The 23263-nt window shown below is 48.8% G+C and carries 16 protein-coding genes, 1 other RNA gene and 1 riboswitch; of the genes, 8 read left to right on the top strand and 9 right to left on the bottom strand.

Annotation, left to right across the window (positions count from 1 at the left end):
- Nucleotides 1-167 precede the first annotated feature (167 nt).
- The 5 genes from IEX60_RS15420 (at nucleotide 168) to IEX60_RS15400 (ending at nucleotide 8734) form a co-directional block, all read left to right on the top strand.
- Complete coding sequence (locus tag IEX60_RS15420) at nucleotides 168-3011, top strand: S9 family peptidase (RefSeq protein ID WP_188752195.1); 2844 nt, start codon at nucleotides 168-170, stop codon at nucleotides 3009-3011.
- A 178-nt stretch (nucleotides 3012-3189) separates the two neighbouring features.
- A complete protein-coding gene (locus tag IEX60_RS15415; RefSeq protein WP_188752193.1) occupies nucleotides 3190-5376 on the top strand; it encodes a glutamine synthetase III family protein in 2187 nt (728 codons plus the stop codon).
- A gap of 153 nt (nucleotides 5377-5529) precedes the next feature.
- Nucleotides 5530-5644: riboswitch (SAM riboswitch) on the top strand.
- Between the two features lie 243 nt (nucleotides 5645-5887).
- On the top strand, nucleotides 5888-7192 hold the full coding sequence (locus tag IEX60_RS15410; RefSeq protein ID WP_188752190.1) for an O-acetylhomoserine aminocarboxypropyltransferase/cysteine synthase family protein: 1305 nt from the start codon (nucleotides 5888-5890) through the stop codon (nucleotides 7190-7192).
- A gap of 81 nt (nucleotides 7193-7273) precedes the next feature.
- On the top strand, nucleotides 7274-8455 hold the full coding sequence (locus tag IEX60_RS15405) for a homoserine dehydrogenase (protein ID WP_188752188.1): 1182 nt from the start codon (nucleotides 7274-7276) through the stop codon (nucleotides 8453-8455).
- A 96-nt stretch (nucleotides 8456-8551) separates the two neighbouring features.
- A complete protein-coding gene (locus IEX60_RS15400; RefSeq protein WP_188752186.1) occupies nucleotides 8552-8734 on the top strand; it encodes a hypothetical protein in 183 nt (60 codons plus the stop codon).
- A 50-nt stretch (nucleotides 8735-8784) separates the two neighbouring features.
- Here IEX60_RS15400 and IEX60_RS15395 read toward each other — a convergent pair whose 3' ends face one another.
- The 6 genes from IEX60_RS15395 to argS all read right to left on the bottom strand — a co-directional run bounded on the left by IEX60_RS15395 (nucleotide 8785) and on the right by argS (nucleotide 16090).
- The gene (locus IEX60_RS15395; protein WP_188752185.1) at nucleotides 8785-10200 is read right to left on the bottom strand and encodes a sigma-54-dependent transcriptional regulator; all 1416 of its coding nucleotides are present in this window, start codon (nucleotides 10198-10200) and stop codon (nucleotides 8785-8787) included.
- A gap of 42 nt (nucleotides 10201-10242) precedes the next feature.
- Nucleotides 10243-10633, bottom strand: an RNA gene (rnpB, locus tag IEX60_RS15390) — RNase P RNA component class A.
- 32 nt (nucleotides 10634-10665) lie between these two features.
- Nucleotides 10666-11892, bottom strand: a complete 1227-nt coding sequence (locus IEX60_RS15385) for a sugar MFS transporter (protein WP_188752183.1) — start codon at nucleotides 11890-11892, stop codon at nucleotides 10666-10668.
- A 65-nt stretch (nucleotides 11893-11957) separates the two neighbouring features.
- Nucleotides 11958-13166, bottom strand: a complete 1209-nt coding sequence (locus IEX60_RS15380; protein ID WP_262892324.1) for a BaiN/RdsA family NAD(P)/FAD-dependent oxidoreductase — start codon at nucleotides 13164-13166, stop codon at nucleotides 11958-11960.
- A 1-nt stretch (nucleotide 13167) separates the two neighbouring features.
- On the bottom strand, nucleotides 13168-14238 hold the full coding sequence (locus IEX60_RS15375; protein ID WP_188752181.1) for a Gfo/Idh/MocA family oxidoreductase: 1071 nt from the start codon (nucleotides 14236-14238) through the stop codon (nucleotides 13168-13170).
- 67 nt (nucleotides 14239-14305) lie between these two features.
- A complete protein-coding gene (gene argS, locus IEX60_RS15370) occupies nucleotides 14306-16090 on the bottom strand; it encodes an arginine--tRNA ligase (RefSeq protein ID WP_188752179.1) in 1785 nt (594 codons plus the stop codon).
- 189 nt (nucleotides 16091-16279) lie between these two features.
- Here argS and IEX60_RS15365 point away from each other — a divergent pair, with 189 nt between their 5' ends.
- Both IEX60_RS15365 and IEX60_RS15360 read left to right on the top strand, forming a co-directional pair.
- Entirely contained in the window at nucleotides 16280-17671 is a 1392-nt protein-coding gene (locus IEX60_RS15365) for an arginine decarboxylase (protein WP_188752177.1), read from the top strand.
- Between the two features lie 11 nt (nucleotides 17672-17682).
- Entirely contained in the window at nucleotides 17683-18705 is a 1023-nt protein-coding gene (locus IEX60_RS15360; RefSeq protein WP_188752174.1) for an NAD-dependent epimerase/dehydratase family protein, read from the top strand.
- 150 nt (nucleotides 18706-18855) lie between these two features.
- Here IEX60_RS15360 and IEX60_RS24985 read toward each other — a convergent pair whose 3' ends face one another.
- The 3 genes from IEX60_RS24985 to IEX60_RS15345 are packed head-to-tail and all read right to left on the bottom strand — an operon-like array spanning nucleotide 18856 to nucleotide 21642.
- On the bottom strand, nucleotides 18856-18981 hold the full coding sequence (locus IEX60_RS24985; protein ID WP_262892322.1) for a VOC family protein: 126 nt from the start codon (nucleotides 18979-18981) through the stop codon (nucleotides 18856-18858).
- 56 nt (nucleotides 18982-19037) lie between these two features.
- Nucleotides 19038-19661 (bottom strand): response regulator, encoded by a 624-nt coding sequence (locus IEX60_RS15350; RefSeq protein ID WP_188752172.1) that lies wholly within the window; start codon nucleotides 19659-19661, stop codon nucleotides 19038-19040.
- Nucleotides 19654-21642, bottom strand: coding sequence for an ATP-binding protein (locus IEX60_RS15345; protein WP_188752171.1), 1989 nt, complete (start codon nucleotides 21640-21642; stop codon nucleotides 19654-19656). Before IEX60_RS15345 ends, IEX60_RS15350 begins: the two co-directional genes overlap by 8 nt.
- A 139-nt stretch (nucleotides 21643-21781) precedes the next feature.
- Between IEX60_RS15345 and IEX60_RS15340 the strand changes: the two genes are divergently transcribed.
- Nucleotides 21782-22753: a hypothetical protein gene (locus tag IEX60_RS15340; RefSeq protein WP_188752168.1), complete on the top strand. Its 972-nt coding sequence runs from the start codon at nucleotides 21782-21784 to the stop codon at nucleotides 22751-22753.
- The last annotated feature ends 510 nt before the right edge of the window (nucleotides 22754-23263 follow it).

The following is a 23263-nucleotide window of genomic DNA, read 5'->3' as shown; positions in this document are numbered from 1 at the left end:
TTTAATCCAAGATTCCCGTAAAAATAAACTATTTGCCTGATTTTGACACCCCGCAAACAGGTTTGTTACGGTAAAAAACCGCGTATTGCCCCCCCCTATCGATGCAAACGTGTAAAAAAAATAATACACCAGCATGCACTTACAGCTAATTATGCCAATATTGCACTATGAAAATCCAATTTCCCACTCGTAAGCAAACTATCTTTTTTTTATGCATTGTGTTATTGACACCCTATGCAACCCATGCCCAGAAAAAGCCGCTTGACCACAGTGTATATGACGGCTGGCAAAGCATTGGCGCGTCGGGAATTTCTCCCGATGGGCATTTTATCTATTACACCATAACACCGCAGGAAGGTGATGCGCAATTAATTATCACTACACCCGATCAGCAGCACGTACAAAAAATCGACAGGGGAACTCAAGCAAGTTTTTCCGCAGATAAACGATTCTTGGTTGCACTCATCAGGCCCTTTTTCAGTGAAACCCGGGAAGCGCGGATAAAGAAGAAGAAACCCGATGAGATGCCGAAGGATTCACTGGCAATCGTTAACTTGGAAACAGCCGCGCTTGCCAAAGTGGCCAGGGTAACGTCCTACAAAGTTCCCGAGGAAACGAGCGAATACATTGCCTATATAAGTGAATCCCCGTCAGCGGCCGCGGATACCACAAAAACGGATACGACCCGTACGGATGAACCACCGCACAAAAAGCCGGTGCCCATCTTACATATACAGCATTTGCCCAGCGGCGAGGAGATGACATTTGAGCGGGTAGATACCTATTATTTCAATAAAGCAGGAACTGCACTGGTATTTGTACGCAATGCGGCGGAAAAAGACAGCATCGGTGCAGATGCCGGACTCTATTATTACGATCTGGCGACCCACGAATCCCATCACATCAGTCGTGGAAAAGGCGTTTATAAAAACATTGCCTTTGACGAACCTGCCTTACAACTGGCGTTTACCGCCGATAAAAGCCCTGAGAAGTCCCTCCGGAAAGCATTCAAACTTTACTATTACGTACCCAGGCAGCATACCCAGGATACGGCGATCGTCATTGCCGACGCCCGAACCAACGGCATACCGCCAAATTGGTATATAAGCGGTGAGGGTAATGTCCGGTTCAGCAAAAACGGGGAAAAACTTTTTTTCGGCATAGCCCCTGTACCCCGGATAAAAGATACCACGCTTGTTGAATTTGAACATGCGAATGTAGACATCTGGCATTGGAAAGACGACTACCTGCAAACGCAGCAGCTGGTTAACCTCCGCCGGGAACAAAACCGGAGTTACCTGGCGGTGACCTACCCCCAACAGGGCAGAAGGGTTATCCCTTTGGCCGACGAGCAACTACCGGAGGTACGCTTAACATACGATGCCGATAATGAGTTTGCCCTGGGAACCACCGATGTAGGACGGCGCATTGAAACCCAATGGGTGGGAGGTTCGTTTCAGGATATCTATGCCGTTTCTACAACGGACGGAAGCCGTAAAAAAGTGGCGGAAAACATCCGGGGTTCCATTGCGCTTTCGCCGACCGGCAGGTACATCACCTGGTTCAACCGATCGGACAGCAGTTGGTATAGCCACACCCTCTCATCGGGCAGCACCGTGCGGTTAAACAGTGATCTGCCGGTCAGCTTTGCCGATGAAGACAACGACGTACCCGATGAACCCAACGGATATGGAATTGCAGGCTGGAGTGCAGATGACGAAGAAGTATTCATTAACGACAAATACGATATCTGGGGATTCAGTCCAGACGGCACCCAACGCCGGATCCTGACCAACGGCGCGGGCAGAAGCAATCAGATTACCTTCCGGTACACTCATTTTCCCGAAGATGCCGGTTCTTACCACGGACAGCGGAAACCCATCATCATTGACTTAAAAAAACCACTGATCTTATCCGCCTTTAACCATACCAATAAAGAAAGCGGATGGTATACAGGCAATGGGCGCAACCGTCGAGACCCCCGGGAGATTGTGATGGGGCCTTTCCGCTATCATGCTGTACAAAAAGCCACTGAAGCCGAAAACTACCTATACACCAAAGAAAACTATGTATGTGCACCCGACCTGTACACAACACCGGATTTTTCACACGAAACACAACTGAGTCATATTAACCCCCAGCAAGCGACCTATAATTGGGGAACCGCAGAATTGATAAAATGGACCACCCCACGAGGTTATGCGGCTGAAGGCATACTGTATAAACCGGAGGATTTCGATCCCACGAAAAAATATCCGGTCATTGCCTATTTCTACGAACGGCTTTCCGATGGGCTTCACACCTATATTCCACCTACGCCGACCCCTTCCCGCCTCAACATCAGTTTCTTTGTGAGCAACGGATACCTGGTTTTCGCCCCCGACATCCGGTATGAAATCGGTTATCCCGGCCGGTCGGCGGAAGAATACGTCAATTCAGGCATGGAAGAATTGAAAAAGCAACCTTGGGTAGACGGCGAAAAACTCGGTATCCAGGGCCAAAGCTGGGGCGGTTACCAAGTGGCACACCTGATAACCCGCACCCACATGTATGCCGCGGCCTGGGCCGGTGCACCCGTTGTGAATATGACATCGGCATACGGGGGCATCCGCTGGGGAAGCGGCATGAACCGACAGTTCCAGTATGAACGCACCCAAAGCCGCATCGGGGCCACCTTATGGGAAAACCCGGATCTATACATCGAAAACTCACCCCTGTTTCACCTGTCGAATGTAACCACACCGGTCGCCATCATGAGCAACGATGCAGACGGTGCCGTGCCCTGGTATCAGGGCATCGAAATGTTTACCGCACTCCGGCGCCTACAGAAACCGGTCTGGCTGTTAAATTACAATGGCGAGGCGCACAATTTGGTGCAACGCCAAAACCGCAAAGACATCCAGCGCCGGGAATTGGAATTTTTTGATCACTTTTTAAAAGGACAACCCGCAGCACCGTGGATAGACAAAGGAGTTCCAGCCGTATTAAAAGGCATTGACTGGGGTTTTTGACAGCTTATTTATTACAAAAAACACAACAAAAAGATTAAAAAGGAATCTATTTTTCATAAAAAACAACAAATACTTTCATTTTTATCAAAAAAAATAAGGATATGTCATTTTTTTTTTCGAATATTGATGCAGAATTTAAAAAAAGCACAACAACACGTCAAATAAACAAACAAATTAAATGTCAGCATTAAGATTCAAGGCGGTAGAGGCCGCTATATCCAGGTTAAATCGCCACCAAACCTCCGAAACAATTAAGCCTTCATCCTATTATTGCAAAAATGTATTCACAACCGCCAAAATGAAGGAATACCTTCCAAAGAACGCTTATGAAGAATTGGCCGTAACAATCGATGAAGGAAAAGCAATCAGTTTAGACCTTGCTGAACACATTTCGCAGGCCATGAAAAGCTGGGCGATCAGCAATGGCGTAACGCATTACACCCACTGGTTCCAGCCGCTTACAGGTGCAACGGCCGAGAAGCACGATGCTTTTTTTGAACCGCTGGCCGACGGGTCTGCCATTGACAAATTCACGGCGAGCGCATTGGTGCAGCAAGAACCGGATGCTTCCAGCTTTCCCAGCGGCGGGATCCGCAACACGTTTGAAGCACGGGGATACACCGGTTGGGATCCCTCCTCTCCTGCTTTCATCTATGAAACGGGCGGCAGCAAGACACTCTGTATCCCTACGATCTTCGTTTCCTATACAGGCGAAGCACTCGATTATAAAGCCCCCTTGTTAAAAGCACTTAACGCATTGGATAAGGCAGCAGTAGACGTTGCTAATTTCTTTGATAAATCCGTTACGAAAGTCTTTGCTTCACTGGGTATTGAGCAAGAATACTTTCTTGTCGATTTGGCACTGTTTAACGCCAGGCCGGATTTGCAGCTGACCGGACGGACCTTATTCGGACATATGTCGGCCAAAGGACAACAGTTGGAAGACCACTATTTCGGTGCCATTCCGGAGCGCGTTCTAGCCTTTATGGTTGATCTGGAGCAGGAAGCACTTAAATTAGGTATTCCCCTGAAAACCCGTCACAACGAAGTAGCCCCCTCGCAGTTTGAATGCGCGCCGATGTTTGAGGAAATCAACCTCGCTATCGACCACAATCAGTTGCTGCTCAACCTGATGGAGCAGGTAGCACTGCGCCACAAATTCAAGGTGCTTATTCATGAGAAACCGTATGCAGATATAAACGGTTCCGGCAAGCACAACAACTGGTCAATGATCACCAACACGGGCGTTAACCTGCTTTCTCCGGGAAAAACACCGAAGACCAACCTGATGTTCCTGACGTTCTTCGTCAACGTCATCAAAGCCGTACACGACAACGCAGACCTGCTGCGGGCTTCCATTGCCAGTGCAGCCAACGACCACCGGTTGGGAGCCAACGAAGCGCCTCCTGCCATCATTTCCATTTTCCTGGGAAGCCAGCTGAATGCCGTGCTCGATGAAGTGGAAACAGCAAGGGTAGCCAAGAAAGTGAAAAACGAAGCATTGTTATGGCATGGTATTCCGAAAATACCGGAATTACAGTTAGACAATACGGATCGTAACCGGACTTCCCCGTTCGCATTCACCGGAAATAAATTCGAATTCCGTGCGGTAGGTTCGTCTGCCAACAGTGCCAGTCCGATGACCGTACTCAGCGCCATCGTCGCCAACCAACTGATCGAATTTAAGTCGGAAGTCGACAAACAAATAAAAAAGGGCACGAAAAAGGACCTCGCATTGCTGAATGTGGTGCGTAAATACATCAAAGAATCCAAAGCCATCCGCTTCGAAGGAAATGGATACAGCAAGGAGTGGGAAGAAGAAGCGCACAAACGCGGTCTATCCAACATCAAGACGACACCGAAAGCACTGGATGTATATGTCAGCGAAAAATCCCTTGACTTGTTTGAAAGGCTTTCTGTTCTGACCAGGCGTGAAAGTGAAGCCCGCCACGAAATCCTGCTGGAGAACTATTACAAGAAAATCCAGATCGAGGCCCGCGTCATCGGTGAAATTGTGAACAGCATCATCGCTCCCGCAGCGTTCAAGTATCAAAACGATTTGATTACCAATGTAAAGGGATTGAAGGAACTCGGGCTTAAGGCAGATGCCTACAGCTCACAATCCAACCTGATTGAGCGTATTTCCAATCACATCAATACCATCCTCATCGATGCCGAGGCCATGCGCCAGGAGCGCAAAAAAGCCAATGTACTGGAGGATATCCGTGAAAAGGCAATCGCTTACGATGAAAATGTTAAGCCTTACTTCGACAAAATCCGCTACCACATCAATAAGCTGGAGCAAATTGTAGATGACGGCCAATGGCCATTGCCGAAATTGCGTGAGCTTCTATTCGTACGATAACTAACACCCTCTAAACTTAAATTCCGCGGCCTCCATTGGAGGCCGCTTTTTTTTAAAAAAATCAAAAAAACTTTGCACAACCAAACCACACCCACTATATTTGCACGCGTTGTGTGTTTCAAGCACGCAAAATCAATTCCTCTTACAGGTCTTGGTTTATAAAGAAGTGGCGAGAGACTGGCTCAGCGACCCACTGGCAACCATCCGCAAACGGCAGAAAAGGTGCCAATTCCTGTCCCGGCCCGTGCAGGTTGGGAGCATATAAATTAATAAGACGATGAACACGTATCCTACAATCGATTTTCACCCGTTGGCATCCGCGAAAACCGGATCACCCAGGTCCTTACCTACCCCTTCCATTCGTACCGACCGAATGTGTCGTGACTGATTCCTTCGCGTGCTGTCTGAAGGCAACTTGCTTCTTTATAAAGGGCAATGAACTAGCATAGCACCCTCTTGGTGCTGAACCGGATTAATCCATTTCAAAACAAATTTTAAACTCTAATAAATCATGGCTAACGAAAATCTAAAATTTGAAACCCTGCAAGTACATGCGGGACAGGAAGCGGATCCTACAACAGGCTCGCGTGCAGTTCCCATTTACCAAACCACTTCATTTGTGTTTAACAGTGCCGAACACGGTGCAAATCTATTCGCACTGAAGGAATTCGGAAACATCTATACGCGCATTATGAACCCCACCACCGACGTACTCGAAAAACGTGTGGCCGCCCTTGAAGGAGGTGTCGCGGGTCTTGCGGTTGCGTCGGGCCAGTCTGCCCAATTCATTGCATTGGCCAACATCCTGGAAAGCGGTGAGAATTTCGTAACCAGCTCAAACTTGTATGGAGGCACTTATAACCAATTTAAAGTCTCCTTCAAGCGTTTGGGAATCGAAGCCCGGTTTACAAAAGACGACGCTGCAGAAAGCTTTGAAGCGCTGATTGACGAAAAAACCAAAGCACTCTACGTAGAGACGATAGGCAACCCCAGTTATAATATTCCAGATTTCGACCGCATCGCGGCGGTTGCCAGAAAATACGACCTGCCTTTGATTGTAGACAATACATTCGGTGCTGCGGGTTACCTCTTCAAACCAATCGAACATGGCGCCAATGTAGTGGTTCAGGCCGCCACAAAATGGATCGGTGGGCATGGCAACAGCATTGGCGGTGTTATTGTCGATGCGGGCAACTACAATTGGGGCAACGGCAAATTCAGGCAGTTCAGTGAGCCTTCCGAAGGCTATCATGGATTGGTATTCAGCGACGTGTTTGGTGTAAACAGTCCGTTAGGCAACATCCAATTCATTATACGCGCCCGTGTGGAAGGGCTGCGGGATTTCGGACCGGCCTTGTCTCCCTTTAACGCGTTCCTATTGCTGCAGGGGCTGGAAACCCTGTCGCTGCGCGTGCAACGGCACGTGGACAATGCCCTGGAGATCGCCAAATGGCTCGAAAGCCACCCACAGGTGGAACGGGTCAGTTACCCCGGACTGAAAAGTCATTCCAACCATTCGAATGCCCAGAAATACCTCAAAAACGGGTTTGGCAGTGTATTATCATTCAAGATAAAAGGCGATGCCGAAAAGGCCAACGCATTTATCGACAACCTGGAGTTGATCAGCCACTTAGCGAATGTGGGCGACACCAAAACGCTGATTATCCACCCATCGGCAACCACCCACCAGCAGCTCAGCGAGGCCGAGCAAAAAAGCGCAGGTGTGTTTCCGGGTGAATTACGGTTGGCCGTGGGCATCGAGCATGTCGATGACATCAAAGCCGACCTGCAACGGGCGTTCGACAAAATCAAGTGATACCCGGGGTGTTGAGTGGGCAGCAGGCACAACAAATGCTGCCCATTCTCCCCTGGGCCACCTTTCGTATAAACAACAAACATGAACAACAAACTTACCTTAGGAATATTCGGATTCGGTGTAGTAGGGCAAGGACTGCATGATATCATCAAGACCAAAAATCTCAATCTTGCCATCAAACGGTTTGTCATCAAACATCCCGAAAAAGAACGGACACTCTCCGCAGCATTGTTCACGACGGATGCTTCATCGATCTTGGATGATCCCGAAGTCAATACCGTGGTTGAACTGATAGACGACGCCACGGCAGCCTTCGAAATTGTATCTACTGCGCTCCGCTCGGGGAAAAATGTAGTTTCGGCCAATAAAAAAATGATTGCCAACCACCTGGAGGAACTGGTAGACATCCAGCACCAACACGGCACGAGCCTGCTGTACGAAGGTGCCGTATGCGGCAGCATTCCCATTATCCGGAACCTCGAAGAGTACTACGACAACGAACTGCTGCATTCGGTAACCGGTATCTTCAACGGCTCATCCAACTACATTCTGTCAAAAATATTCAATGAAAACCTGGCATATTCAACCGCGCTGAAACAGGCGCAGGATCTCGGTTTTGCCGAAACCGACCCCACACTGGATGTCGGCGGATACGATGCCAAGTTTAAGCTGGCCATTGTGGCTTCCCACGCATATGGCCTATACATTGCTCCCGATGCCATTCTGAACATCGGAATCGATAAACTCGGTGCGCAGGATATCCAATTTGCGCGCGAGAAAAATTTCAAGATCAAGCTAATTCCCACCGCGCGGGAAATTAACGATAAGGCAGTTATCCTCTATGTACTGCCCAAACTGGTGCTGCCTGATAACATTCTGTATGGCGTAGAAAACGAATATAACGGAGTACAGGTGAAAGCAGCCTTTGCTGACGAACAGTTTTTCTACGGCAAAGGTGCTGGGGGACACCCCACTGGATCGGCGGTCTTGTCTGATATCGCCGCTTTGCGCTATGGCTACCGATACGAATACAAGAAACACCTGGGCGCCGGGGGGCTTACCTATAGCACCGATTGGGACCTCACGGTTTACCTTCGGTATGCCGATGAGCAACTGATCGAGACGCTGGGTTTTTCGTCCATCAGCGAGCGTTATTATGCCAACAATTTCAAGTATGTAATCGGCCGGATAAATCTGGGTAACATTCTCAAAAACCGGGAAGCCATCAACCGCGATGGTGTATTTATGGCAGAAATCGCCTAACGGATATATACTTTGTCAAAAAGCAAAATAATAAAAACATAACGATTGTTTGTGCATTTATATTTTTGTATATTGTACGGAAAATTATATGCCATCATGCACAGCACCGTTGCTTTATTAGTTGCATTTTTTAACATCATCACCCTTGTTCAGCAGGGCGAACCGGAAACCGCATCAAGCGCCTGGAAGACGTACGGTTATATCGTCTTGGGGGGAATCGTACTGATTATAGCCGTGGTGGTACTTGTCCGGAAACAACACAGGAAATTCAACGAATGATCCTGCGCTGGCCCACGATCTAAAAATGGCAAATAAGACCGGATCGTGGGCTATGCTTCTCTTTTTAAACCGTATTTTTCTATCTTGCTATACAAATGGCTCCGCTGGATGTCAATCTCATCCGCAGTCTTGGACACATTCCATCCATTCTTCTCCAATTTGTATTTGATATATTCCTTCTCGGTATAATCCTTAAAGTCCTGAAAAGAGGAAAAATTATCGTAGTCGGGCTGGTTATTTACGACGGAGTGCGGCGCGGTGCCTGTCGCTTCCATTTTTACGGGTTCCTCGTGCCTTACAGCGGATAACCCCGGATTCGCAAATGTACGTACATCGCGGTCGGTAATTGATTTATCACTCAGGATAATCAAACGTTCCACCATGTTGCGCAGCTCCCGTATATTACCCGTCCAGGGCAATTCTTTCAGGGCCTCCATTGCTTCAGCCGTAATTTTCTTTACCGGCATGTTGTATTCGTTACACACTTCCTCGCAAAAATGTTCAGCCAATGTAGGGATATCCTCTTTCCGTTCCGTCAGCGGTGGCACATGGATAATAATCACGCTCAACCGATGATACAGGTCCATGCGGAAATTACCCGCATCAATCTCCTTGAGCAGGTCTTTGTTGGTGGCCGCAATCACCCGTACATTTACGGTAATTTCTTTCTCCCCGCCTACCCGGGTAATTTTATTTTCCTGCAACGCCCTCAGCACCTTCGCCTGGGCAGAAAGGCTCATATCGCCGATCTCATCCAAAAACAGTGTTCCGTTATGCGCCTGCTCGAACTTTCCGATGCGCTGTTTCACAGCCGAGGTAAACGAACCTTTCTCGTGTCCGAAAAGTTCACTTTCGATCAACTCGGACGGAATGGCAGCACAGTTAACCTCAATCAGCGGAGCACCTGCCCGGGGCGATTTTTCATGCAGCCAACGGGCCACCAGTTCCTTACCGCTACCATTGGCTCCCGTTACCAACACCCTTGCGTCTGTTGGCGCAACCCGCTCAATGGTTTCCTTAATGCGTTGGATGGCAGCGGAATCGCCCAAAATATCACGTGTCTTACTGACTTTCCGTTTCAGCACTTTGGTTTCGGTAACCAATGTACCGCGTTCCAGCGCATTGCGCACAGTGATGAGCAATCGATTGAGATCAGGCGGTTTCGAAATGAAATCGTAGGCACCCTTTTTACTGGCTTCGACAGCCGTTTCAATGGTACCGTGTCCCGATATCATGATAAAAGGCAAATCCGGTTTGAAGGCCAACGCTTCGGTAAGCACCTCCATACCGTCCATCTTACTCATTTTGATATCGCAGAGAACAAGGTCTATCTCCTCTTTCTTGATAATAGCCAGTCCGTCAATACCGTTGTCGGTATCAATCACTTTATAGTCTTCGTATTCAAGAATTTCCCGGAGTGTACTCCGGATAGCCCGTTCGTCGTCAATGATTAATATTTTGGTCATATTTATATCGTATAGCCTATTGCGATATGCGTATTGAGAACAAAAAAAGCAAACCCTATAAGCCGGATTCTGTGTTCCGCCAGCTGGCGGACTTCTATCATTTATCTAGGCCTGCCATTGCTGTCAGGCTCCATCGGCCTACCCGTTGCGGTTCCCGCCTGATGACGGGACGGAAGCGAGCAACTTCCTGCAATCCGCAACCTATTTGGCCTTTCAACCCCCGGGGTTTACCGCGATGCATGTCACCATGCAAAGCCGTGGGCTCTTACCCCACGTTTTCACCCTTGCTCCGACGAATCGGAGCGGTTTGTTTTCTGTGGCACTTTCCGTACCCCGATCTGCATCAGGACCCTTCCCGTTAGGAAGCGAGGCGCTCTATGTTGTCCGGACTTTCCTCCCCGGCCATTGCCGCGGCGATAGAACGGGCCTGCTTTTTGTTGCAAAGGTAAACAATAAGTCACGAATTCAGAAGCGGGGGCCGGTTTTATACAGCTTCGCGCCGAACAGAAAAATCACCAAATAGCAAATGATGGGCAGGTAATAAGCCATAGCTACGTCGTGATCGGCCAGCTTACCCATCACAAATGGGAAGAGAGCCGCTCCGACTACCCCCATCACGATGAAAGAAGATGCACGCTGCGTATGAGGCCCCAAATCCTTGAGGCCAAGGCTGAAAATGGTCGGGAACATAATGCTGAAGAAGAAATTAAGCATCAGCAGCGCCACAAACGACGGCCACCCCCAACTTTGGGCAATAATCAGACACATCAGCACGTTGCACAGGGCAAACACAGCCAATAATTTGTTCGGGGCAATGTATTTCATCAGGAACGTGCCGACGAACCTTCCGACTGTCATCATCACCATACTCACCGCAAAATAGTATCCAGCTACCTCATCGCTGAGCCCCATCTTTTCGTGCCCATAATTAATAAAGAAGGCCCAGGTACCGCCTTGGGCTGCGGTATTAAAAAACTGAGCAACAAACGCCCAAATAAAATGACGATGCTGGAAAAGAGATTTTTTAGGTGCTGCCGTTACGACCTGATCCGCAGAAGTATGGACATGCTCGGTAGGCAAGGCCGGCACACGCAGCAGGCTGAATGCTACCGCTACCACGGTTATGGCAATCCCGATACCGATGTAAAGCAATTTCACGGAAGTAAGGCTGCCAGTCGCCCCGATATTCCCGCTCAGGATAAAATAACTACCCAAGGTAGGTCCGATAATCGTTCCCAAGCCATTGAAGGATTGTGCAAAATTAATCCGCCTGTCGCTGGAGGCCTGATCGCCCAGTACCGCAATAAAGGGATGTGCGACGGTTTCCAGCGTAGCCAGGCCACAGGCCAGCACAAAGAGTGCAATCCGGAAGAAGCCAAACGATTCGGCGTCTGCCGCGGGTACAAAAAGAAACGCCCCAATTGCATAGAGCGTTAAGCCCAGCAATACGCCGCTTTTGTAACCAAACCGCTTCATGAAAAGCCCCGCGGGAATACCCATTACGGCATAAGCCCCGAAAATGGAAAACTGCACCAAGCCTGACTCAGCTTTCGAGATCCCCAGCACTTTCTGGAAATGCTTGTTCAATACGTCACCCATGGTAATGGCCACGCCCCATAACAGAAATAACAGCGTAACAAAGCCGAATACCCATAGATATTTATGCTCAGTAAGTTTTGCAGTAGTTTTCATTAGCAAGGTTTTTAATCAGCGGCCCAAATATAGTAAACCGTTTTAGCCTTCCAAAAAAAATATCATTAAATTGCTTGTGCAATGGCGTGGCCGCTGGCCCATGCCCATTGGAAATTATACCCGCCCAGCCATCCGGTCATGTCTACGCATTCGCCCCCGAAATATAATCCCGGTATTTTCTTCGCTTCCAACGTTGTCTGCTCCAATTCCCGCGTGGCAATACCTCCCCGCATCACCTCTGCTTTGTCATACCCCTTATCCCCCGCTGGCTTAACCGCAAACCGATGAATTGTTTCTGCAATCCGTTTGGCATCTGCCTTACCCAACGAGGCAATTTTGGTTTGAATGGGAAGAAAACGGCCCAGCGATTCCACCAGCCTTTTTGAATAAAAATCACCTAAAAGCTGCCCCACCAACCGTTTTCCTCCTGCCGCGCGTTCGGTCTTGATCAGCTGTTCCAGCGAATGTGCCGGGAGCAGGTCAAGGACTAAGGTTTCTCCCGGTCTCCAGTACGAAGAAATTTGCAGTATGGCGGGCCCACTCAGCCCCCAATGGGTAAACAACATGTTTTCTTCAAAGCTGATGCGTTCATTGGACACCCGGCAGTACACGCTATTGCCTGACAGCGCAGCAAACCACTCCGCATCTTTGCCTGTTATGGTCAGCGGAACCAGTGCGGGGGCAGTAGGCACAATATCCAACCCGAACTGCCGGGCTATCCGGAGCGCAAAATCGCTGGCACCCAGTTTCGCTACCGGCAAGCCACCGCTCGCAAGCACCACCTTAGGGGTAATCACCCCATGCGTCGCTCCCCTGTGTTCGTAGGTTACCTCAAATTCTCCGGTTTCCAGTTTGTCGACAGACAATGCGTTGCTATGGGTCTGCAGTTGCTGGCCATACCGATGCATCAAACGCGTAAATGCAGCAACAACATCCTTTGCGTTGTTACTCACGGGGAATAATTGGCCTAGTGTTTTTTCTTTTCCTGTAATGCCTTGCTGCTCGAAAAACTGTATGGTATCATTCACGGTCCAACCGGCGAACACAGGACCGGCAAAGGAAGGGTCGGCCGAAACAAAATTACCGACATCGGTATACAGATTGGTATAGTTACAGCGTCCGCCACCGGAAATCCGGATCTTCTCTCCCGGGTGCCCATTCCGTTCCAATACTAGGGTTCGTTTTCCGCGCAATCCCGCCTGTACGGCACACATAAGCCCACAGGCTCCGCCGCCGATGATCACCGCGTCATATGGGTTCTCCTCCGTCGCCAACTTAAAACTGTAAATCCACCGTTCGCCGCTCTGCCCAGCTCTTCTCAGCCATCTCAATCACGTAGATGACATTCCGGGCATGTTCGGGCAAAACGGCTAATTCCTTGCCATTCGCAATCGCGTCATAGATATTGCGGTAAAAAGCCGGATAGTCTCCCCGCTCGCTTTCGACATACTCGATGCGATCTTCCCCATTTTCCAATACATTAAGCTTTCCCCAGATTTCACGGGGTTCTTTGCCCCAATCGGGATCCCCTTTGGGCGACAGGCCCGCCCTCAATGCCGCTTCCTGCGGATCCACTCCCGGTTTTACAAAGGCGCCATCCATCCCATACAGAGCATAGCGCGGCGTGGGCTCCTTGACGAGCATGGATCCTTTCAGCGATGCTTTAAGCTGGTTTGGATAATGCAGGATCACGTCAAAATCATCCACCGCGCCAGCGCCGGGCCGCTGAATCCGCAAATCCGCATTTACCGCAAGCGGCAGGCCGAAAAGCTGCATGGTTTGATCAACCAGGTGTGCCCCGAGGTCATACCAAATTCCCGATCCCGGCAGGTCGGCCTCACGCCAGGCATTGGGGCGGAGTGCGTTACGGAAACGGTCAAAGCGGGCTTCAAAAGAAACCAGCCTGCCGAGCCTTCCGCTCGCTGCCACCTTCTGTACGGTCAGGTAATCGCTGTGCCACCGGGAATTGTGATGCACACTCAACCGGAGGTTTTGCTGTCTTGCCAATGCAATAAGTTCATCCGCCTCCGCGGTGGTGTTGGTAAAAGGTTTCTCCACCACGACATGCTTTCCCGCCAGAAGAGCCGCTTTCGCAAAAGGATAATGCATGTCGTTGGAGGTAGCCACCACCACCAGGTCGATATCGTCGGCATGAATGATGGCATCCGCATTGTCGACGATCCGGGTATCCGAATACCGGCGCTGAAGGATTTCCAACTGCTCCGGACGCCGGGCACTGACCTTATGCAGGCGCAACCCATCCACGGAAGTAATAATCGGCGCATGGAACACCTGTCCACCTATGCCGAAGCCAATAAGGCCAACATTTATACTAGATTTGTTCATTTGCTGATTGTTTTTCACGCCAAGCTGCAAAGACGCTCACGCTTACCCGCAGAGCACGCGAAGAAGGTTACATCCGCTCCGGCACCTCGATACCCAGCAGACTCATCCCATCGGCGATGATCCGGGCAGTAGCCTCGGAAAGGTGCAACCTGAAATTCTTTAAGGACTCCACTTCCGCTTTGAGGATGGATTCCTCGTGATAAAATTTATTATACTGCTTGGCCACTTCAAAGCAATAATTAGCCAGTTGTGCCGGGCTGAATTCTTTGGCCGATACTTCAATCACGGCCGGATAGTCGCCCAGTAACCGGATCAGGTCACGCTCGCTGTCCGTTAACTCATCCCGCACGGGCAGCGGGGTATGTGCTGAAAAACTTCCCTTCGCCAGCACAGACTTGATACGTGCATGGGTATATTGGATAAACGGGCCGGTATGACCCTGGAAGTCGATGGACTCATTGGGATCAAACAGCAGCCGTTTTTTGGGTTCTACTTTCAGCAGGAAATACTTCAGGGCGCCCATACCGATGATGTGATACAGGTGCTCCTTTTCCGGATCTGACAATCCTTCTGTTTTGCCTAATTCTTCGGTCCGCTTTTTGGCGGTTTCCCTCATCTCATCCATCAGGTCGTCGGCATCCACCACGGTTCCCTCCCGGGATTTCATCTTGCCCGATGGTAAATCGACCATCCCATACGATAAGTGGAACAGCCCATCCGCCCAGGACCTGCCCAGCTTCTTTAAAATCAGAAAGAGCACTTTGAAATGATAGTCCTGCTCGTTGCCCACCACATAAATGGATTCCTCCATTCCGAACTCGTCAAACTTCAGCTGAGCTGTGCCCAGATCCTGCGTGATGTAAACCGAGGTTCCATCGCCGCGCAACACCAGCTTTTCATCCAGGCCGTCTTCCGTCAGGTCAATCCAGACCGAGTTGTCTGCTTTCCGGAAAAACACCCCCTTGTCCAGCCCTTCCTGAATGATATCCTTGCCGAGCAGGTACGTATCGGACTCGTAATAGTATTTGTCAAAATCCACACCAAGCCGGTTGTAGGTTCGTTCAAAACCTGCGTACACCCACCCATTCATCATTTTCCACAATCCGATCACCGCTTCGTCACCTGCTTCCCACTGCTGGAGCATCTGCTGGGCTTCGCGGATAATCGGCGCCTGCTTTTTGGCGTCTTCCTCGCTCAGGCCCTGTGCCCGCAAGGCATCGATCTCTTGTTTATACGCCCTATCGAACAACACGTAGTATTTGCCCACCAGGTGATCGCCCTTGAGGCTGCTGCTTTCGGGGGTTTCTCCGTTTCCCCACCGTTGCCAGGCCAGCATAGACTTACAGATGTGGATACCGCGGTCATTTACCAAATTGGCTTTTATAACCTCGTAACCGTATCGTTTCAGGATTTCGGCTACCGAATAGCCCAATAAGTTATTGCGGATGTGGCCGAGGTGCAGGGGCTTATTGGTATTCGGCGACGAGTATTCCACCATGAGCTTCCTGCCGTTGGGGCCAAACGTGCCAAAACTTTTCCCCGTGATGGCTGTTTTAAATAAATCCGCCCAATAGGCATCGGAAAGGCTGATATTGAGGAATCCTTTGATTACGTTGAACGACTCAATGGCCGAAATACGGGGCACGAGATAAGCTCCGATTTCCTGACCGGTCAACTCGGGTGTTTTTTTGGAAAACCGGGTGAATGGAAAGGTAACGATGGTCCACTGCCCTTCAAATTCCTTCCGGGTTTCCTGCAATGTAATCTGATGATCGGGTACGTCTGATTGATATAATTCCCTGACTGCCTGTTTGGTATATTCTATAAGTTGTTGCTGTATGGCGTTGATCATGTAAGTATTTAAGCATTAATTCCTTCGCCGGTACCGAAATCATAAAATTACATTTAGATAACTGTTTGATTTCACACCGAAAACATATCTTTGCCAAACTTAGACAAACAGGCCTTTATATGCAAATGGATGTTTGTCTAATTCGCTTCTGCCATTGAAAAGCAGGGGGTTATTTAGAAGAAAATAAAAATGCAAAGCTACCAGGAATTTCTTGACCTAAGCGTGGGGTTTCCCCAGGATGGATTTGATATCATCGACGACGAGCTGTATTTCCATGACCTCAACCTCATGGAAATGATCGAGACTTACGGAACCCCGCTGCGGTTTACCTACCTGCCCATCATCAGTAAAAAGATCCAGCAGGCAAAGATATTGTTCCAGACCGCCATCTTGAAGCATAACTACCGGGGTACCTATAAATACTGTTACTGTACGAAAAGTTCCCATTTCCGCCATGTGGTAGAGGAAGCCCTGAAAAACGACATCCACCTGGAGACTTCGTCGGCCTTTGACATGCCCATGATTGACGCCCTGGAAAAAAAGGGGATTGTCAATAAGGACATTACCGTGATCTGTAACGGGTTCAAGACCTATCAATACAAACAATACATCGTGGACATGCTCCACGACGGGTATAAGAACATCATACCCGTACTTGACAACAAGGAGGAATTCAATATCTACGACGATGAAGTCGAGCTGGAAGAACCCTGCAACCTGGGCATCCGGATTGCGGCGGAAGAACAGCCGGATTCGCAGTTCTATACCTCCCGGCTGGGCATCCGGCTGGAAGACATTCTGGATTTCTACAACAACAAAGTGGTACCCAACCCCAACTTTCGGGTTAAACTGCTGCATTTTTTCATCAATTCGGGTATTTCCGATACGCCCTATTATTGGAATGAGCTTGAAAAATACGTCACGCTTTACTGTAAGTTCAAGAAAATAAACCCTGACCTCGATACGCTGGACATCGGCGGGGGCATGCCCTTCAAAGATTCGCTGGTGCATGATTTCGACTATGAATATATGGTCAATGAAATCGTCAACCGGATTAAGCAGATCTGCGCCCAGCATGAGGTGATGGAACCCGACATCATTACCGAATTCGGTAAATACACCGTGGCGGAAGCCTCGGGAATCCTGTACAAAGTACTTGGGCGCAAGCAGCAGAACGACCGGGAAAAGTGGCTGATGCTGGACGGCTCTTTCATTACCAACCTTCCGGATGTGTGGGCGCTCAATCAAAAATACATCCTGCTGCCCATCAACAACTGGGATTCGGAATATGAACGCGTAAACCTTGGGGGTATTACGTGCGACGGGCAGGACTATTACAACCAGGAAGCCCACATGAACAACGTGTTCATGCCCAAAACCCGCAAAATACAGTACCTCGGTTTCTTCCACACCGGTGCCTACCAGGAGGTGCTGAGTGGATACGGCGGCATTCACCACTGCCTGCTCCCCTCACCCAAGCATGTGCTCATCCGGCGGAACCGAGATGAGACGTTCAACTTTGAAGTATTCGGCGAAGAACAGAACAGCAAACAGGTACTCCGGCTATTGGGGTACCAATAATAACCACCCGGATGAAGATTTTGGTAACCGGGGCAGCGGGTTTCATTGGTTTTCATGCGGTGCAGATGCTGCTGGCCGAAGGCCATACGGTTGTTGGACTGGATAACCTCGACAACTACTACGATGTCGACCTGAAATACGCGCGATTGGCAGTTTGTGGCATCGACCGGCAGCAAGTATGGGAAGGTGAACTAGTACCCAGCAAAACCCACCCGAACTATCGTTTTCAGCTGCTGGACATCACCCATTTAGATAAATTGGATGCACTTTTCCGGCACGAAAAATTCGAGCTGGTGGTGCACTTAGCCGCACAGGTCGGCGTTCGGTATTCCCTGGAAAATCCGCAGGCCTACGTGCATTCCAACCTGGTTGGTTTTGCCAATGTGCTGGAGTGCTGCCGTCAGCATCACATCGGCCACCTGATCTACGCATCCAGCTCTTCCATCTACGGAGCAAATGATAAGATTCCCTTTTCGGAAGACGACCGTGTGGACCATCCGGTGAGCCTCTATGCAGCCACCAAGCGCAGCAACGAATTGATGGCGCATACCTACAGCCATCTGTATGGACTGAAAACAACCGGTTTGCGTTTCTTTACGGTTTACGGCCCCTGGGGCAGGCCCTATATGGCCATGTTCCTGTTTGTGGACGCCATCCTAAAGGGTAAGCCCGTCCGGGTTTTCAACCATGGAAACCTATACCGTGATTTCACGTACGTAGACGACGTTGCCCATAGCATCAACCGTATCGTTGCTGCCACATCGGATTGGCAACTACCGGCGTATACCCTTTACAATGTAGGCAACAGTAAACCGGTCAGGCTGCTGGATTTCATCGAATCCATCGAAAAGCACACCGGCAAAAAAGCCATCCGGGAATACCTGCCCATGCAGGCGGGCGATGTGGAAAAGACGTGGGCCAATGTCGACAAATTGAAAGCAGATTTCGGCTACGAGGTTCAAACCTCCGTGGATGCCGGGGTAAAGAAATTTATCGATTGGTACCTAAGCTATTACGATCCGGCGGGGGGCTGAATCCAGCCCAAAACGCCAAATCTCTATGATTTCAATAAGGTGGTTTTGCCAGACTGGCGGGGGCCGGTGACGAATCTAAACTTTGAAATATCTGAAGTAAAACTTTGAAATATCTGAAGCTAAACTTTGAAATCCGGCGATCAAGGCATCTTATTCCTCCACGAATAAAGAAGGGTTCCAAACCATTTCCCATAGATGGCCATCAATATCCCGGAAGTAACCCGCATAACCGCCATAAAACGTCATCACTTGATCCACTTCCGTATTACTGTTCACGTTATGGCCAATGGTAAACGCACCGGGCATACCCTGCCTGCAGGTAGGCCGGTTATTTAAACCAATCCAATCCTTACAGCAAGCTTAATCAATCCTGCCGTGTTGTTTACTTCAAATTTTGTAAGCAGGTTTTTCCTATGACTATCAACGGTATAGGGGCTTACAAATAACCTTTCCGCTATTTGCGGGTTAGTAAGCCCCTCCGCTATCAACAAGAGTACTTCTTTTTCGCGGCTGGTCAGCACCGGAATTTTTTTTATTTCCTGTTGCTCCTGTTTGCTCATATCCAGATCTAAGCTCATATACAGCCTGCCCGCGTTGACGGTAAGGATCGCCGTTTCTATTTCCTCTTTCGATGCGCTTTTGAGCAGGTAACCAGATGCACCCTGCTGCACCATCTGGGAAATATAGCTGCGTTCGTTGAAAGTACTCATCGCAATGACCTTTATCCCCGGATATTCTTTTCCGATTTCTGCCGTAAGTTCTATGCCACTTATTTCAGGCATATTGATATCGGTAATGACAATATCAGGCTTATTGGCCTTAATCAGCTCCAATGCCTGAGAGGCATTTTGCGCTAGACCCGCCACTGCTACAAAATCTATTTCAGCAAGCATACTGCGCATCCCCTCCAGTACCATAGGGTGATCGTCTGCCACCAACACGTTTATCCTACCCATTGTGCTCGATTTTACATTCTATATATACCGACGTACCTTTTCCCGGTGCAGATTTAATATCCATGTTTCCGCCGAGATAATGCACTCTCGATTCAATATTCTGCAATCCGGCCGTTGGCTTTTCCTGCCAGTGCGCGACATCAAAGCCCCTACCATTATCTTCTACCGTAATACTGAGCCACTGATCGCGGCGCAGCACCTGTACCAGTATGCTTTTGGCGCTTGAATGTTTCACCGCATTATTGACCAGCTCCTGTATAATCCGGTAAACCGTTACTTCGGTAGCAGCACTCAACCGTTGTCCAAGGCCGTAAAATTCGGTGTTGACGGTAAAAGTACCGGATGCACTGATGCTGCTGCAATAGTCCTGCAGCGCCTGCTCCAGTCCCAGTTGTATCAGGGCTTCGGGCATCATATTGTGCGCCACACGGCGCATTTCGGAAATAGACTGGTCCAGTTTGTTCAGGGCATTGTTAAATAGTGCACCGTTTTCTTCCGTAAGTATCAGGTTTCCTTTCATCGCTCCTAATTGTAATTTTATTCCGCTGAGCATACCCCCCAGTCCGTCGTGCAGGTCTTTTGCCAGGCGGCTTCGTTCCTGCTCTTCACCTTTGAGGATGGCTTCTGTAGCGGCTAATTGTTTTCCTAATTCTAATTCTTCTATCTTGGCTTTTTGTATTTTTTGTCGGTGGCGGTGGTTGCGGTACAGTAACACAAGGATGAGTATTAATCCCAACGTGCAGCCGGTAAAAATGTAATTGAACAGTTTTTTTTGTTTGATTTCTGCTTCCTGGAGTTTAATCTGTGTTTCTTTCTTTTCGGTTTCGTAACGCATTTCCCTTTCCATGAATTCGATAGCCTGTTTGCCGGTTTGTAGACTATCTTTTGTTTCATCGTATTTTTGTGCATACAAAAAGGCATCCCTGTAATGCCCGTTGGCAAATGCTATATCCTTGATAAGCCCGTAGAATTTATTTTTTCCAAATAAATCTTCAACGTTTTCATAATAGGATTTCGCTTTTTCGATATATATTTCCGCTTTCCGATAATTTTTGTTTTGGTACGCAATTTTAGCCTGCAAAAAATCAGCGGATGCGGTGTATTCCGGTTCGTTAAGCTTTTGGGCGAGCGCGGCATGCTTATCGGCGTAAAACACGGCCGAGTCGGTTTTTTTCAGCTCTAAATACTCGGTTGCGATATTAACGTAGGCATTTTCCAAAGGTCTGTCGAACTGGGCACTTTCTATGCCCGGCAGATAGGACAACCGCAGCCTCAGGGCTTTCTCTGTTTCGCCGCTGTCGTCATACAGCCCTGCTTTTTCCTGCTGAAAAAAGGCGAGGTTTTCCCGGGCGGCCCGGCTGTCATATTTTTGAGCAATGGCAATCGCCTTGTCCATATATTCGTGGGCTTTCCTAAAATTGCTCAGGGTGCCGAAAACGGTTGCGATGTTCTGGTACAGCTCCGAAGTCCTGCGGTCGTATTGATTTTGCGTTATGCCGGCATTTTTTATAAATCCTGGGGTCTCATAGAGGCGTTGCGCCTGCTGATAGTAATAAATACAACTGTCGTACCGGCTGCGCCAATATTGCACGTTGCCCATATTATAGAGGACACCTGCCATCAGGTTCAGCTTTTTATTTTTTTCAGCGACCTTGTAAGATAATTGATAATGCAACATTGCCCGTCCATTATCACCGTAGTTTGCATACCAGATTCCCAAAAGCCGGTAGCAGTCTATGATGCTTTCCGGTTCTTTTACTTTCAGGCTTTTATCCAATGCCTCTTCGAGTAACCGACGGGAAAGATTTTTGTCTTTTTCCATTAAAGAAAAACCTAATCTGCGCATTTGGTTCACCTGTGCGGTATCCAACGGCAACAGACGCATCTGTCCTATCCGTTCGGTAATGTTCTCACTTACAATATCTTGTGAGTTGCCAACATAAAACGCCATATAAAAAAGGACAGATATAAATATCTTCATGCTGTAAAGATAGTGATAACCCTCCGCTGCCGCCAATCCCCTTTTCGGGGGAATTTTATCCTTTCAAATTTCCACTTTTCGCGGGATTGTTTCGTGTGTATCCACGTCTCAACTTTGTAATGGAAAAATTGATTAAAAAATGAAACAAGCAGTTTTAAAACCAGCAATGGCGCTTTGCACAGCTGTGATGCTCTTTGCCACATCGTGCTCCAAAGCGGATGACGATAACCCTAATCCGGACGACGATGCCAACGGCTTTGAGCATGCTGACCTCAGCTTGCTGGCTACCCAATGGGACGACGGCTGGGTAAGCCACATAAAAGATAACTGGACGGAAGTGGCAAAAGGGCAGTTGAAAATCTACATTTTTCACCCGAACCAACAAGCGGATGCGTATCATTCCAATTTGGCGGAAGGAAATGATCATGCTGCCAGCATTTTGGTGGTTCCCCATTTTTCCAACATTACCTCCGTCCAGGATAGAGGCATCCAGAGTTTTGAAAGTATCACTTTCTTAACCGCAGACGCTATGGATAATGAAACGGGCAAGCCGGTTCATCTTGTTTTCTTTAAAAAGCATTACGGCACGGGCAACGGGCGGTATATGCTCGTGGTTGCAGACAGCAAATCCGCTTTTGAAAATGAATTTGGAAATAATTACATCAATTCCTCAAGCTGGGATTATATGGATCAGATCAACAGCTGGAACAAACTGGCCAATATGCAATGGCGCAATCGGTTTGCCCTGTCATCGGATTTGCTCACGGGCACATGGTCATCCGGCAATACCTCCACATTGAGCTACTACTATGCCAACGGCGGCTATGCAGGCGCTACGGGCGTTGCGGTGGCCGATAAATTTCGGTTTTTTTCCGGCAACCAATACGAAAGCGACCACTCGGGAGCTTCCGGTATGATTGGTGATATGCAGTTTTCACACGTAGAATACCAAGGCAGCTACACCATTCAGAACAGTTGGAAAATACAGTTTACCAACCGCTTTCAGGGCGACACAGAAGTATTTGACAGCTATTTTGAAGCCATAGCAAGCGGCTTGCTGCTCGTTCTCGTAGACAGAAATAATACCGTGACCACACTGGCGAAGCATTGATAATCAATAAAAGGTTTCATAAAAACGCATCACGATTTAAAATTTTTAAAATAATGGCGAATTCCAGAAAGCAACAACACCCCAGAGGGGGTAATACCACGGGAATGGGGCATTTTCTGCCCCTGCAAACGTTCCCTGCTGCTTTTATAATTTTGCTTTTCCTGATGTGTAGCAGCGCTACGCAGGCGCAGTTCCTCAAAAAACTGGGGGACAAAGTGGTGAAGTCCGCAGAAAGGGCTGTGGAGCGCAAAGTGGAGCAGAAAACCCAAGAAGCGGTCGACCAAGCGGCGGACAAAGCCACCGATCCGAAGACCTACCAGAAAGGCAGTTCTTCTGAAAAAGAGCAAAGTTCAGCTTCTTCGGGGAAGTCGGTCGGGGTCTCTTCTTCCGGAATGTCCGGTAAGGTTTTAGCCTCGGTAGCCGTGTCCTATGACGCACCGCAAGCCACCGCGAAAGTCAGCCAGCCACCGCAGGTACGGTGGCTCGACCCTGGGGTAGGCAAGAAATTCA

The organism is Parapedobacter defluvii (genome assembly GCF_014642075.1).
Lineage (GTDB): Bacteria > Bacteroidota > Bacteroidia > Sphingobacteriales > Sphingobacteriaceae > Parapedobacter > Parapedobacter defluvii.
Note: the sequence above shows the minus strand (reverse complement) of the source record. Positions and strands in the feature narration are given on the sequence as shown.